Raw genomic sequence first — 13,075 nt, 5'->3', positions numbered from 1 at the left:
AACGTATTGCTGATTTGGCCGTAAGCTTAGAGAAAAAGAAGAGATTCAATCATGAAAATAGAGATTTTACACATTACTCCTGAGGAAACTTGGGATCTGAGAAATCGGGTGATGTGGCCAGATAAACCGGTTGATTATGTAAAGTTGGAAGAAGACCAGAATGGGTTGCATTTTGGTTTGGAAGTGGAGGGAAGCTTGGTATCGATCATTTCGGTCTTTATTAATTCAGGAAAAGCCCAGTTTAGAAAGTTTGCCACAGATGCTACTCAACAAGGAATGGGTTATGGTAGCCAGTTATTACAATTTGTAATAGAGGATTTGATAGATAGGGGAGTGACTTCTATTTGGTGTAATGCACGTGAAGAGAAAACTGGTTTTTATGAAAAATTCGGTTTAAGAAAAACTGATAAGACTTTTGTCAAAGGAGGGATTGATTATGTAATCATGGAAAAGAAGGTGGAAGACAATAGTCTTAACATATGAATGGAATTCTAATAGTAGAAACCCATGATATTTCGGTAGAGCAAATCTTGGAGCTTTATGAGGCAAACCATTGGAGTTCTGCAGAAAAGCCCACAGCATTGTATAAGGCGCTGATGAATTCCCATTCCTTGGTTTCTGCTTGGGATGGGGCAAAGTTAGTGGGATTGGCCAATGCCATTTCAGATGGACATTTGATGGTTTATTTTCCCCACTTGTTAGTTTTACCGGCTTACCAGGGAAAAGGTATAGGCAAGCTCATAATGGAAAGAATGGAAGAAAAGTACAGGAATTTCCATATGCAGATGCTGACAGCTGATGGTGAATCAGTAGGTTTTTATGAAAAGATGGGGTTTGAGAAAGCTGGTATGACGGTGCCCATGTGGAAATATAAAGGAAAAGAACATTAGCTAAAACAGTTCACTTACAGGTGAAACAAAGGCTAATGGAACAGTGATACACCTTTCAATTTTGCTAATTTTTTATATCTTAGTTTAAATATTTTTTAACACTAAACAAGGGTGGATATGGGCTATATGGGGTTCGGGATGCGCAAAGAAGACTATAAACGCAAACCTAAAGAAGCATTGACAAGATATAAGGAAGTACATGGAAACGATTATGTAGAAATCGATCACGACCCCAATGCGCCCCAATTATCCAGAGAGGAAGTACTCAATAAAAGTAAGGTGAGAAGTTTGTTTGAATGGAAAGGGTTTCTAATGTTAAAAATAATAGCTTTACTGATCATCTCTTTTGTTTTACTTATAAAGCTCCTCAGCTGACCCATTGTTTTTGCCTCATAAATCGAAGAGGCCCCAACGAACCATTGGGGTTTTCATTTACCAGCCTAAAATGCTAATTTTCATTAAGAATTTCAGACCAAATTAGCAGCCAAATGGACATCATCACCAAAATCATTTTATATGCAGGGTTTTCAGGTATCACTGTTTTTATAGGTGGCTTATTGGGAAATGCCTTTAATCATCATATCAAGAAGCGGCAAGTAAAGTATGAGATTACCCATACTGCCGTTGCTTTTGGCGGGGGTATCATTTTATCTGCGGTGGCTTTGGTTTTAGTGCCCAAAGGCTTGGAGGAACTCTCACTTTGGCCAATGCTAGTTTCTTTTTCCTTAGGATCAGTGATGTTCTTTTTTATTGATAGACAGTTATCTAAAAGTAAAGGAAAAATGGCTCAGCTTCTAGCCATGCTGATGGATTTTGTGCCGGAGTCCATTGCCTTAGGTGCGCTATTTGCCAGCGATGCGGCAACAGGAACTTTGCTGGCTATCTTTATTGGTTTACAAAATTTGCCAGAAGCATTTAACTCATTTAGGGATTTGGTCTTAAGTGGCTTTACCGTAAAGAAGACCTTAATCATGCTGTTTTTTTTAAGTTTTGCCGGAATATTTGGGGCATTGATAGGTCATTTCTTTCTGAGGAATCATCCAGACATCACAGCGCATTTGATGGTTTTTGCCAGTGGAGGGATTCTATTTTTAATTTTTCAGGACATAGCTCCGGAAGGAAAAATGAAAAACCATCAATGGGGTGCTATTGGGGCCTGCTTGGGTTTTATGATTGGAATGATCGGGGAGAAAGTCATTTGATTTCTGAAAATGGATCTACTATTATAATTTTAAAGTATGAATAAAGCTTATATCGATAGTGAGGAATTTTCTGGATTGGATTTTAGCCAGGAGAAGTTAAAATATGGAGAATATGAATCCTGTACTTTTAGTAAGTGCAATTTTTCTGGATTGGACCTAAGGGATATCAGTTTTATGGAATGTGAATTTGACCATTGTGATTTCAGCAATGCCCGATTGCAAAACACTGCTTTTCAGGATGCCCGCTTTATAAACTGTAAGTTATTGGGGTTACGTTTTGATAAGTGTAATCAGTTTTTACTCACTTTTTCCTTTGATGCATGCCAGTTGGATTTCTCGTCATTTTATGCGTTGAAATTGAAGAAGACAATTTTTAAGAATTGTAAACTCGAAGAGGTAGAATTTGTAGAAACTGATTTGACAGGTTCTTCTTTTACCAATTGTGATTTAAGACAGGCTGTTTTTGACCGGGCCAATCTTTCCAAGGTGGACTTTAGAACTGCAGAAAATTTTTCCATCGACCCGGCAAGCAATATCATGAAAAAAGCAAAGTTCAGCCGAGCCAATATTCAGGGTTTGCTGGATAAATATGATATTTCAATTACTTGAAGGACAAGGTAGTAAAAGTCATTAAGGGATTATATCAAGCCAAATAATCCCTTAATGATTAATAACCTTATTTGACTTCCTCAAATTTTCCTAAGAAAACATTGACGCCTTTGGGCATGGGGTTGCCGTTGGCGCGACGTAATGTGGCGATCTGCCCACTATGCCACAGGGCATCAGCCAAAGGTCCATTGATTACCACCCAAAATGGATAGGATTCCCTAATGGTAATTTTACTTAATTCACCTTCATCCATTCCAATCAAATGATCATAAGTGGCTTTAAGTACATGAAGTGTTTCCGCTCTGATGACCATGGGATCGGTTGAAGCGATTTTTTCGTAAGGCTCTTCAATCACTGCATTTCTGATGACCATGCTCAAGCCATAAATGTGCTCGATAGTTTCTCCAATGGTTCTGGCCTCTTCTTCCGCTTTGAAACTAAAATCTGTTGTTTTTAAATCTTGAGAGGCATATCGATACCTAAAGCCAAGGCTTTCGACCATTCTTGCAGCCACGCTGCCTGGAGCATAGGTATCAGGATATTCGGTAATGTCGCCAAAAGGCAGATTTTCTGTTTTGATTGGACTTTGTGCATTGGAATAGTTCATGGCCAAAGCAAATAGTGAGAAAATGAGAAAGAGATTAGATTTCATGAATTTAGGTTGATCGATAAGCTAGTACAAACTAGTGGGTGAAAAGAATGTCTGGTTGAAATAGACGCTATGCTGTCGTTGATCCAAGGTTGCGGTAATGTTCCATTTTGTATTTTAAGTTCTTTTTTACCCCATGCCATTCTTGTTTGATGATGGAGAATACCACGGTATCCCGGTAGGTTCCATCAGCATTTAAGCGGTCATTTCTGAGCACACCATCTTGTTTGGCGCCCAGGCGACTAATGGCATTTCTGGAAGGAAGGTTGAACCAATCTGTTTTGAATTGGACAGCAATACAGTTTAAATGTTCAAAAGCATATTGGAGCATGAGGTATTTGCACTCAGTATTTATACCGGTTCTTTGTGCGCTTTTGGCATACCAGGTATAGCCAATTTCCAATCTTCTATGTATTAAGGCAGCATTGCAGAATCTGGTGCATCCCACGATCTTCTGGCTGCTTTTGTCCATGATCACAAAGGGTAGTGAAGATTGAGCTGTTTTTTCCTCCATCGCTTTAGAGATATACTGATCAATGGTCTCAGCAGATGGCACTGACGTAAACCAAAGTTCCCAAAGTTTACCGTCCGAAGTGACCTCCAAAAGTTCGTTTCTATGGGATTTTTGTAAAGGAATCAATTTGACTTTTTCCCCTTCCAATATCGTTTCTTGCAACCAGTTTTCCATGCTTAATATTTTACGGGCATAGGTTATAAAGATGGCAAGTTAGGAATTTAATAAAATGAAAGGAAAACCAATATGATTTTCCTTCTTGGATTTAGTAGTGACCTGAATAGGTATGGCTTTAATGGTTGAGGAAGTCCATCAGGTATCCTCGATAATCATAGTATGCTGGGTGCTCCAGGACTTCTTTTCTAATACGAGGTCTTTCAAAAGGAATTACCAGTTCATCGCCAATTTTGGCATAAGGGCCACTGGTCATCATGATGACACGATCTGCCAGGAAAATAGATTCATCTACGTCATGGGTGATGGCTACGGCTGTGATTTTTTCCTTTTGCCATATTTCCAAAAGGACATCTTGCAACTCTCCTCTGGTCAATGAATCCAGCATCCCAAAAGGTTCATCCAATAGAAGGATTTTAGGTTTCAGTGCAAAGGCTCTGGCAATGCCTACCCGTTGCTGCATACCTTGTGACAATGAAGTGGCTTTTTTATCAAAATCATTTCCCAAGCCAACTTTGTCCAGGTAGTATTTGCAAATGTCCAGTTTTTCTGCTTTGCTAGCATGAGGAAAAACCTGCTTTACACCTATCATTACATTCTGCAGGGCGGTTAGCCATGGTAGTAAACTTGGAGATTGGAAGACTACTGCCCGGTCTGGTCCTGCTCCCGAGATAGGTTCTTGATCTACCTGGATTTTGCCACCACTGAGATTATTGAGGCCAGCGATCATGGTGAGCAAAGTGGACTTTCCACAGCCAGAATGTCCAATAATAGACACGAACTCCCCTTTTTTAATGGATAAGTGAAGGTCGTCTAAAACCACATAATCACCCTTTGGTGTAGGGTATACTTTACGCAGTTCTTCACAAACCAACATTTCTGGTTGCTTGTCTAGGTGAGGGATGTGTAAGTTTTCTTTGCTGACTATTGCATTCATGATGGTTGTGCTTTGTATTAGAAGTATTTTACTTTTTCGTTTTTCTTCTTTCTTCCGAAGAAGACCCTTCCAGGCATGACCGGTTTCAGGTCGGGGAGGAGGTATTTTTGATCACTGGTTTGTTTTCTGGTAGCCCCTACTTCTATCAAATATTCCAGAATATCATTTCTCAACCTTTTGTAGTGAGGATCTTTATTGATCTCAGTAATATCCCTCGGTCTTTTAAAATCAATTTTGAATTCTGGACCAAGCGTAGCCTTGGGGCCTGGGGTCAGTGGGATAATCCGATCCGCCATGAGTATTCCCTCATCCACATCATTGGTAATCAGGATAGCAGTCTTTTTATCTTTGCTCCAAATTTTAATGATCTCCTCTTGCAAGGTACCTCTTGTCAGGGCATCCAGGGCACTTAAAGGTTCATCCATCAACAATATTTCAGGGTTCATGGCCAATGCTCTGGCTACAGATACCCGCTGTCTCATTCCGCCTGATAATTCTTTTGGATATTTATGAGTGGCATGACTAAGATTAACCATTTTGATATATTTGTTGATATGTTTTTCTTTTTCTTGTTTGGACAAGTTTGGAAAAGCTTCATCCACAGATAGCTTGATGTTTTTGAATACACTCAGCCAGGGCAAGAGGGAATAATTTTGGAAGATCACGCCTCTGTCAGGACCGGGTCCATTCACAGGATTTCCATGCAGGAGAACCTGTCCCTTATCTGGAAATTGCAGCCCGTTGATCATGTTGATCAGTGTGGTTTTGCCACTTCCAGAGAAACCTACAATGGCCACAAACTCCCCTTCTTCTACGCTGAGGTTGATATTGCGAAGTACATCCACTTTTGAAGTGCCGGTACCATAGGATTTGTTGACGTTTTTAAGTTCTAAGATGGGCATGGTCTTACGCTTTACTGAATGTCATAAAATTTTGTACGGTCAGCATGATCCTGTCCAGGAGAAAACCGATAATGCCTATCACAAACATGGCCACAATGATTTTGGCGTTGGAATCACTAGCACCGTTTTGGAATTCTTCCCAGACAAAAGAGCCTAGACCCGGGCTTTGGGCAAGCAACTCAATGGCTATCAAAACCATCCATGCTACCGAAACTGTAATCCTAAGGCCTGTAAAGATCAATGGGAAGGAAGCGGGGAGGATGATTTTAAAGATTTGCTTACCAATGCTAAGCTTTAACACTTTGGAGACATTGATATAATCTTTGTCTACTGTGGCCACTCCCAGGCTGGTATTGACAAGGGTAGCCCACATGGCACACAATCCCACGCTGATAAAGGAGATAATAAAGGACTTGTCCATATTAGGGTCGGTAATTACCGTTTTGACGATCATAAAAACCAACAGCAACCAAACGACAGGAGATACAGGCTTTAGGATTTGGATCAGCCAGTTGAAGGAGTTTCGGAGCACATCGCTCAGACCAATGATGATCCCAATGGGAACGGCGATAAACAATGCAAGTAGAAATCCTGCGGCCACCGTTTTCAGGCTTGTTCCTATCTGATCCAAAAAGGAAGGACGCCCTGTGTAGGTGATGGGAGACAGGCCCTGTTCCTCCCGCTGCGCATTGGTATCCGCTACTTTTTCCTTGAAGTCGCTTTTCTTTTCAGAAATCTGTAAATGGTCTTTCCACAAGGCAATGTAAGCCTGATATACCTGTTGTGGAGAAGGAAGTGTGTTGGGCTGACAACTTACATCGCCCGAGGCAATACAGTCAGCCATGGCCTTTGCAGCTTCCTCGCCTTGTTCGGTTTTTGCTTTTTCTATTCTTGCTTCTGCTTCCTTGTTAAACAGTGCTGTTGCACCCAGATGCCAAACCAAGATAAACAGGAAGATAGAAGCGATTGGGAAGAGAGTTTTCTTAATAAATGAGGCAAGGTTTTTCTGAGTTTCTTCACCGCTCAGCGCCCTTAGCAATGGCTCCAAAAAGCTGAGTCCAAAGAATTTGATGGTTTTGATGGTTTTGTCTTTCATGGTTTGAACAGTTTAGGAGGTTCAAGAATAGTCAACAGCTTCCCTGCAGTTAGGTGATAGCCTTTACCGAGGGAAGGATTTTTTAGTTTTTGTTTCCGATCTTAAAGCTGTTGATATAAGCAATAGGGTCTTTTCCATCGTAGGATATGCCATCGATAAATTCCGCTGTGGGAGCTTTGTAGCCATCCGTTTTAGGGATGTCATCTGCCTCAAGTTTTCCCTCTTCCAATAAGATGGCGGCTGCTTTTTCCCAAATATCAGGCCGGTAAATATCTTTGATGGTTTCGTGGTACCATTCTTTGGGTTTGCTTTCAGGAATTTGTCCCCATCTTCTCATTTGGGTCAAGAACCAAACTCCGTCTGAATAGAATGGATAGGTGGCATGATAGCGAAAGAATACGTTGAAGTCAGGCATGGACCTCTTGTCTCCTTTTTCAAATTCAAATGTGCCTGTCATGGAATTGGCAATGACAACAGAATCAGCTCCGACATACTCTGGCATGGAAAGAATACCGACGGCTTTTGGACGATTGCCAGGAGTATCCAGCCATTTTCCTGCTCTAATCAGAGCCTTGGTAACAGCAATCGCTGTATTTGGATTTTCATCCACAAATTTCTTGGTCATGACGAAAACCTTTTCGGGATTATTCTTCCAGACATCATAGTTAGTGGTTACGGGTACGCCTATACCTTTAAATACTGCTTGTTGGTTCCATGGTTCCCCCACACAATAGCCATAGATAGTTCCTGCCTCAAGGGTAGCTGGCATTTGTGGTGGTGGTGTCACGGATAGCAATACATCAGCATCAACCTGGCCTTGGATATTTTCTGCAGTATAAAAACCTGGGTTGATTCCAGCAGCGCCCAGCCAATATCTGATTTCATAATTATGTGTGGAAACGGGAAATACCATTCCCATTTTAAAGGGTTTGCCACTGTTTTTGTACTCTGTTATCACAGGAGCTAAGGCCTCAGCTTTAATGGGGTGAATTGGCATTCCATCTTCATTGGTTGGAATGTTGGGTTTCATCTTATTCCAGACATCATTAGAAACTGTAATTCCATTTCCATTCAGGTCCATGGAATATGGAGTGACCAAGTCGGCTTGTCGGCCAAAACCAGCCCCGGCTGCGATGGGCTGGCCGGCCAACATGTGTGAGCCATCTAATTGTCCATCAATAACTCGGTCCAAAACATTTTTCCAATTGGATTGTGCTTCTATGGTTACATAAAGGCCTTCGTCTTCAAAGAATCCCAATTCTTTTGCAATGGCCAGAGGAGCCATGTCTGTCAGTTTGATAAAGCCAAAAGTCAATTGAGGTTTTTCAATGGCCAGCTTATTGGAGCTGTTTTCTTTGATTAAGGTAGAGGTTTCTTTCTCCTTATTGGATGAATTGCTTCCGCAGCTGCTGAGGAAATTGCTGATGCCAATTGCCAAGAACAAAAAGGCAATAAATTTATTTTTTTGTAATTTTTTCATACTAATGGTGTGTTAAAGTGTATTATTTCGATGAAGAAAAGAGGGTAGGTTTGAACGTAATCATGGTCCAGGCCCAATTTTGCAGGTGGGTTTTGTCTCCTTCTCGGAGGCTTTCCATGGTGTCAGTGGCAAACATCTGGGAATAACCAATGTTCCAGGTAACACCTCCCTTTAGGTTGATCCCGTATACCAAGTCGATCTCTGTGCCCATACTTTTGCTCAGTTCTGTGCCCATCTCATCTATTTGGGTAGAGCCAGTGAGAAAATGGTGGGCATGGGCCTTCAAGCTTCCTTTTCCCAACTTCCAGCTTGTTTTTAGGTAGAGGTCGTTGACTCCGACTGCCCCGTTGGCCGGTCCTACATAGAAATAGTCCATAAAGCCATTGAAGGCATGGTTGGTTCCAAAGTCTGGGCTGAAGGCTTTGATTTGATCGTTGCTCGGGTCATCGTCGCCTGAAATATATTCTACACCAAAGGTTAGTGGTGTCACTGAAGTTTGTATGGTGGCATTTATACCTGCCAAAAAGGCATTGACATCCCTGCCTCCGAAAGAGCCAGTTTGGTAATAGAAGTCGCCTGCAAGTTTAAGACTTCCGAGTGTCGTGGAAGGAATAAAGCCAAATGTCTGCTTATTGGAAACAGTACTATCGGCATTTTGGTAACCAGCATTCAAGGCAAGAATAGAAAATGAAGTGGATTCAAAATCTTTGTGGTACCAGCCATATTGCATGGTCTTGTAATTACCCCCCACACTATAGAAGCCTGCGCCATCACCTTGGATAAATCCAGGTTCAGATGTGTCTGCATCTTGGTTATAGGCAAGTCCAAAATGTAATTGACTTTTACTTTCTTGACTATCGTAGATAAACAAAAGGGCATCATGTCTTCTGCCTTGTTGTGCCCATTCTAGACCACCCAAGAACCTTTCGTTGTCATAAGAAATGATTTGGCGACCGGCTTTCACAGAGAATGAAGGAGAAATAAAATATTGACCCCAAGCTTCGCTGATAAAGGTATTGCCAGATTCTCTCTTGTAAATTTGCGGACTCTCTCCCCACATTCTTATGTCTTGGAAGGCCAACTTGAATTTGAAATCGTCAGAGAGATAGTCCAAGTAGAGCCTGGATCGTTGTTCAGTGAAGAAGACAGGATCTTTACTATCATCAGTGAGTGTTTTGAATCCATTACGGAACTCTGAGCGAGGCCTCACTTCAGCGGAAACTGTGAATTGTGCCATTGCCTCGTTCCCAACAAGACAAATCAGAAGGACAATTAAGGGTAAAAGCTTTTTCATTTTGGATATGTTTGTAGTGGCTATTGTATATGATAAATAAGTAGTATTACGTATTTACGTACAAACATATAAGGAATGAAATTTACGTTTCATGGATATTGACAGGTAATAATCATTTTTTAACACATAAAAAAACCTGCTATTTCGCAGGTTTAAGTTAAAAATACTGGAATATGAGCTGTTTTAACGGTTTAGCTGTCAATGAAATAATTATGTTCTGAAATCTCTTTTCTAAGTAAATTTACGTTTTTTGTACCTATTTTTTTTCCAGATGTCTGAATTAGACCTTCCTTTTTTAAGCTGGAAAGAATTCTGATAACCTGCTCATCGGTAGTGCCCGCAAAGTCAGCAATGTCTTTTCTGGATAATTGGATCCCAAAAAAATCATCTTTTTGACCGAATTTTCTAAAGATGTAAAGCAGGGCATCAATTACTTTTTCTCTCACGGTCATTTGGGCAAACTTTTTTACTTTTGTTTCACTTCTACTGAGCTCTTCGGCATAGAAAGTCATTAAATCATAGGTGAGTTTAGGAATTTCCAAAAGCATTTGATTCATAGAATCTAAGGAAAAATTACATAGGGAGCTATTTTCAAGGGCAGTGGCGCCAATGTGATAAAATTGACCAGCACCAAAACCCCGGTGCCCGATGATCTCTCCATCTTTGGCCAGCCGAACGATTTGTTCTTTACCGTTTAGACCTGTTTTCGTGACTTTAACAGCACCTTTATTAACAAAATAAAGGCCCTGCACCGGAGCTCCTTCTATAATAAAAGTTTGGCCTTTTTTACAATTTATGGTGCTCTTTTGATCAATGTATCTACTCAATTGGGATAAGTGAACGTTTCGCTTGATGATGCATGATGCATTCCTACAAACACTACATATGGTCTTTTCGTAGTTCATAAGCAAGTAATTTACGTAAATATACGTAATATTATTACTAAGATGATAACTTATCAAATAATTTTCTAGGTTAAATTATTTAAAATGAGTAAGTTGATTGTGATAATAGAACACGTTTTCAACCTGAAATTACCACTGTTGTGCGCATTTTTTGCGAATATGCTTCTTCTAGTAGGTACCTATTCTTTTTAAATAGGTGAATTGGAATAGGAAAATTTGCTATTCTTAAAAAATTTCTATCCTTATTTGTTAAACTTGAGTGAGTAGTAGAAAATCAAGAACTTGTCCTGATTTTGTAAAAAGAGATTGTTGAAGAGGTATTGTTTTTGAGGTACGCTATACCAAATCCACATTATTGTCGTTTTTTAAACTCTTTTTGTCACAATTGCTTAATCTATAAATGGTAAAATTTAGTTAATTTGATTCAAAAAATTGCTGTTATTATGAACGCCTACGAAATTAAGATTAGACCTGCAAAAATGGATGACATGTCGAAGGTTCAAAAGCTGTACGTAGAAACCATACAGGATTCATGTAAAAATGATTACAGTGAGTCTCAGATTGCTGCTTGGATTTCTACTGTTGTAAATGAAGAAAGGTGGAGAGGTGCATTGACCAGTGAGTTTTTTTTGGTTGCAGAGGATGAAGACAAGATTATTGGTTTCTGTGCCTTGGAAAATGGAAATTACTTGGATTTTATGTACGTCCATCACGATTATCAAAGGCTGGGTTTAGCTGAGAGGTTACTAAAAGCTTTAGAAGATGAAGCTTCAAGGCTGGGGGCGAGTGAAATCATAACCGATGCGAGCAAGACAGCAAAGCCTTTTTTTGAAAAGAAAGGGTTTCAATATGTGAAAGAAAATATCAAATACATCAATGGTCTGGAAATTACAAACTACAAAATGAGCAAAGGGATTTAAATTTTTCTAATCTTTTAGACTTTGAATTTTTATAGTTGATGAAGTGAGGGATATTGTTTAATGCTATGTTGTCATCGCACCATTAGTTTTTAGGTTCTTCATCATTTAAATTAAACCTGTAAATTTGCTTAGCCAAAATCAATAAGGTCAAATGGAGAGCCAAAGTGTCAGGATTAATAAGTATTTAAGCGAGATAGGGTATTGTTCTAGAAGGGCTGCAGATAAATTATTGGAAGAGGGAAGGATTACGATCAATGGTAAGGTTCCAGAATTGGGGACCAAAGTGGAGCAGGGAGATGAAGTTAAGGTGGATGGAGAGTTGGTTTCTCCTCCTCAGGAAGAATTTATTTATTTGGCGTTTAACAAACCTATAGGAATTGTTTGTACCACAGATACCAAGAGAGAGAAGAACAATATCATTGACTATATCAATCATCCCAAAAGGATTTTTCCAATAGGTAGACTGGACAAGCCTAGTGAAGGCTTGATTTTTTTGACCAATGACGGGGATATTGTCAACAAGATTTTACGTGCAAAAAACAACCATGAAAAAGAATATGTGGTAACTGTGGATAAGCCTATCACACCACAATTTGTTCAAAAAATGTCCAATGGTATTCCTATTTTAGGAACCATGACCAGAAAGTGTAAGGTGGAGCAGATTGGAAAACAAAAGTTTAAGATTGTTCTCACCCAAGGTCTCAATCGACAAATCAGAAGAATGTGTGCTTACTTGGATTATGAAGTGACCAAGCTCAAACGGATTAGAATCATGAACGTGGGATTGGACTTGCCAGTAGGAAAGTGGCGCTATTTGACCACAGAAGAGCTGGATGAGATCAATAAGCTAACTTCTGATTCTAGCAAAACTTTTGATGGTTAAAAAGCGATATGGAGAAAATCAGGACACTTTTTGAGCAGCAGGTAAGTATGAGCGATAGGGACTGGGAGGTTTTTTCAAGTAGACTCCAGCTTAAAACCTTTTCTGCTAAAAGCAACATTTTGGAAGTAGGCAACACAGAAAACTACCTTTCTTTCATTCAATCAGGAATGGTGAGGTATTTTATTCCCGAAGAGCTAGATGACCTTACTTTTGGATTTTCCTTTGAGGGAGAGTTTATGAGTGCTTACGATGCTTTCATTACTCGGAAACCTTCCGTTTATAACATTCAAAGCTTGGTGCCTACGACCTTATGGAGGATTCATTATGATGATCTGCAAGTCGTTTATGATAAGTCAACGGTTGGAAATACCATAGGACGATTTGCTGCGGAGGGTTTATTTTTGAAGAAGGCAAAAAGAGAATTGGAACTGTTAAAAGAAACAGCAGAGGAACGTTATTTGAAGCTTTTCAAGGAAAGGCCGGAGCTGATCAAAAAGATTCCCTTGAAATACATAGCCAGTTATATTGGAATTACCCCGCAAGCCCTTAGCCGGATAAGGAAAAGAATCTCATAAACCTTGTCTTTTTCTTACGTTAATAAATTCCTAAATCTTTTCCTT

16 protein-coding genes are annotated in these 13,075 nt (G+C 39.9%); 8 read left to right on the top strand and 8 right to left on the bottom strand.

All coding sequences use genetic code 11. From position 1 onward, the window contains the following. The first annotated feature begins 51 nt into the window (after positions 1 to 51). From IFO69_RS08840 to IFO69_RS08820, 5 genes are all read left to right on the top strand, one after another. A complete protein-coding gene (locus tag IFO69_RS08840) occupies positions 52 to 483 on the top strand; it encodes a GNAT family N-acetyltransferase (protein ID WP_192009696.1) in 432 nt (143 codons plus the stop codon). Beyond that, on the top strand, positions 480 to 890 hold the full coding sequence (locus tag IFO69_RS08835; RefSeq protein ID WP_192009695.1) for a GNAT family N-acetyltransferase: 411 nt from the start codon (positions 480 to 482) through the stop codon (positions 888 to 890). Before IFO69_RS08840 ends, IFO69_RS08835 begins: the two co-directional genes overlap by 4 nt. Before the next feature lie 117 nt (positions 891 to 1,007). After that, a complete protein-coding gene (locus IFO69_RS08830) occupies positions 1,008 to 1,265 on the top strand; it encodes a hypothetical protein (protein ID WP_192009694.1) in 258 nt (85 codons plus the stop codon). Positions 1,266 to 1,378: 113 nt separating this feature from the next. Beyond that, complete coding sequence (locus IFO69_RS08825; protein WP_192009693.1) at positions 1,379 to 2,092, top strand: ZIP family metal transporter; 714 nt, start codon at positions 1,379 to 1,381, stop codon at positions 2,090 to 2,092. A 36-nt stretch (positions 2,093 to 2,128) separates the two neighbouring features. Next, positions 2,129 to 2,701, top strand: a complete 573-nt coding sequence (locus tag IFO69_RS08820; RefSeq protein ID WP_192009692.1) for a pentapeptide repeat-containing protein — start codon at positions 2,129 to 2,131, stop codon at positions 2,699 to 2,701. A 67-nt stretch (positions 2,702 to 2,768) separates the two neighbouring features. Here IFO69_RS08820 and IFO69_RS08815 read toward each other — a convergent pair whose 3' ends face one another. From IFO69_RS08815 to IFO69_RS08780, 8 genes are all read right to left on the bottom strand, one after another. Next, a complete protein-coding gene (locus IFO69_RS08815; protein ID WP_192009691.1) occupies positions 2,769 to 3,353 on the bottom strand; it encodes a hypothetical protein in 585 nt (194 codons plus the stop codon). Between the two features lie 67 nt (positions 3,354 to 3,420). After that, on the bottom strand, positions 3,421 to 4,038 hold the full coding sequence (locus IFO69_RS08810; protein WP_192009690.1) for a GNAT family N-acetyltransferase: 618 nt from the start codon (positions 4,036 to 4,038) through the stop codon (positions 3,421 to 3,423). Positions 4,039 to 4,156: 118 nt separating this feature from the next. Then, positions 4,157 to 4,975, bottom strand: coding sequence for an ABC transporter ATP-binding protein (locus tag IFO69_RS08805; protein ID WP_192009689.1), 819 nt, complete (start codon positions 4,973 to 4,975; stop codon positions 4,157 to 4,159). A gap of 17 nt (positions 4,976 to 4,992) precedes the next feature. Further along, entirely contained in the window at positions 4,993 to 5,877 is an 885-nt protein-coding gene (locus IFO69_RS08800) for an ABC transporter ATP-binding protein (RefSeq protein ID WP_192009688.1), read from the bottom strand. A gap of 4 nt (positions 5,878 to 5,881) precedes the next feature. Further along, complete coding sequence (locus IFO69_RS08795) at positions 5,882 to 6,973, bottom strand: ABC transporter permease (protein WP_192009687.1); 1,092 nt, start codon at positions 6,971 to 6,973, stop codon at positions 5,882 to 5,884. An 82-nt stretch (positions 6,974 to 7,055) separates the two neighbouring features. Beyond that, a complete protein-coding gene (locus IFO69_RS08790; protein WP_192009686.1) occupies positions 7,056 to 8,453 on the bottom strand; it encodes a CmpA/NrtA family ABC transporter substrate-binding protein in 1,398 nt (465 codons plus the stop codon). Positions 8,454 to 8,475: 22 nt separating this feature from the next. Then, the gene (locus IFO69_RS08785; protein WP_192009685.1) at positions 8,476 to 9,747 is read right to left on the bottom strand and encodes an alginate export family protein; all 1,272 of its coding nucleotides are present in this window, start codon (positions 9,745 to 9,747) and stop codon (positions 8,476 to 8,478) included. A 191-nt stretch (positions 9,748 to 9,938) separates the two neighbouring features. After that, entirely contained in the window at positions 9,939 to 10,652 is a 714-nt protein-coding gene (locus IFO69_RS08780; protein WP_192009684.1) for a Crp/Fnr family transcriptional regulator, read from the bottom strand. A gap of 443 nt (positions 10,653 to 11,095) precedes the next feature. On the opposite strand from IFO69_RS08780, the gene IFO69_RS08775 reads away from it, so the two are divergent. The 3 genes from IFO69_RS08775 to IFO69_RS08765 all read left to right on the top strand — a co-directional run bounded on the left by IFO69_RS08775 (position 11,096) and on the right by IFO69_RS08765 (position 13,030). After that, a complete protein-coding gene (locus IFO69_RS08775) occupies positions 11,096 to 11,572 on the top strand; it encodes a GNAT family N-acetyltransferase (protein ID WP_192009683.1) in 477 nt (158 codons plus the stop codon). 151 nt (positions 11,573 to 11,723) lie between these two features. Next, positions 11,724 to 12,455: a 23S rRNA pseudouridine(2604) synthase RluF gene (gene rluF / locus IFO69_RS08770; RefSeq protein ID WP_192009682.1), complete on the top strand. Its 732-nt coding sequence runs from the start codon at positions 11,724 to 11,726 to the stop codon at positions 12,453 to 12,455. Positions 12,456 to 12,463: 8 nt separating this feature from the next. Next, positions 12,464 to 13,030 (top strand): Crp/Fnr family transcriptional regulator, encoded by a 567-nt coding sequence (locus IFO69_RS08765; protein ID WP_192009681.1) that lies wholly within the window; start codon positions 12,464 to 12,466, stop codon positions 13,028 to 13,030. The last annotated feature ends 45 nt before the right edge of the window (positions 13,031 to 13,075 follow it).

The organism is Echinicola arenosa, from assembly GCF_014841125.1.
GTDB lineage: Bacteria > Bacteroidota > Bacteroidia > Cytophagales > Cyclobacteriaceae > Echinicola > Echinicola arenosa.
This window is presented reverse-complemented; position numbering and strand designations above follow the sequence as displayed.

Bases quoted from the DNA above. Each gene is read 5' to 3' on its own strand.
- IFO69_RS08835 (WP_192009695.1), top strand. From the start codon at position 480: ATGAATGGAATTCTAATAGTAGAAACCCATGATATTTCGGTAGAGCAA.
- IFO69_RS08790 (WP_192009686.1), bottom strand. From the start codon at position 8,453: ATGAAAAAATTACAAAAAAATAAATTTATTGCCTTTTTGTTCTTGGCA.
- IFO69_RS08840 (WP_192009696.1), top strand. From the start codon at position 52: ATGAAAATAGAGATTTTACACATTACTCCTGAGGAAACTTGGGATCTG.
- IFO69_RS08805 (WP_192009689.1), bottom strand. From the start codon at position 4,975: ATGAATGCAATAGTCAGCAAAGAAAACTTACACATCCCTCACCTAGAC.
- IFO69_RS08795 (WP_192009687.1), bottom strand. From the start codon at position 6,973: ATGAAAGACAAAACCATCAAAACCATCAAATTCTTTGGACTCAGCTTT.
- IFO69_RS08820 (WP_192009692.1), top strand. From the start codon at position 2,129: ATGAATAAAGCTTATATCGATAGTGAGGAATTTTCTGGATTGGATTTT.
- rluF (WP_192009682.1), top strand. From the start codon at position 11,724: ATGGAGAGCCAAAGTGTCAGGATTAATAAGTATTTAAGCGAGATAGGG.
- IFO69_RS08830 (WP_192009694.1), top strand. From the start codon at position 1,008: ATGGGCTATATGGGGTTCGGGATGCGCAAAGAAGACTATAAACGCAAA.
- IFO69_RS08780 (WP_192009684.1), bottom strand. From the start codon at position 10,652: ATGAACTACGAAAAGACCATATGTAGTGTTTGTAGGAATGCATCATGC.
- IFO69_RS08785 (WP_192009685.1), bottom strand. From the start codon at position 9,747: ATGAAAAAGCTTTTACCCTTAATTGTCCTTCTGATTTGTCTTGTTGGG.
- IFO69_RS08765 (WP_192009681.1), top strand. From the start codon at position 12,464: ATGGAGAAAATCAGGACACTTTTTGAGCAGCAGGTAAGTATGAGCGAT.
- IFO69_RS08800 (WP_192009688.1), bottom strand. From the start codon at position 5,877: ATGCCCATCTTAGAACTTAAAAACGTCAACAAATCCTATGGTACCGGC.
- IFO69_RS08815 (WP_192009691.1), bottom strand. From the start codon at position 3,353: ATGAAATCTAATCTCTTTCTCATTTTCTCACTATTTGCTTTGGCCATG.
- IFO69_RS08775 (WP_192009683.1), top strand. From the start codon at position 11,096: ATGAACGCCTACGAAATTAAGATTAGACCTGCAAAAATGGATGACATG.
- IFO69_RS08810 (WP_192009690.1), bottom strand. From the start codon at position 4,038: ATGGAAAACTGGTTGCAAGAAACGATATTGGAAGGGGAAAAAGTCAAA.
- IFO69_RS08825 (WP_192009693.1), top strand. From the start codon at position 1,379: ATGGACATCATCACCAAAATCATTTTATATGCAGGGTTTTCAGGTATC.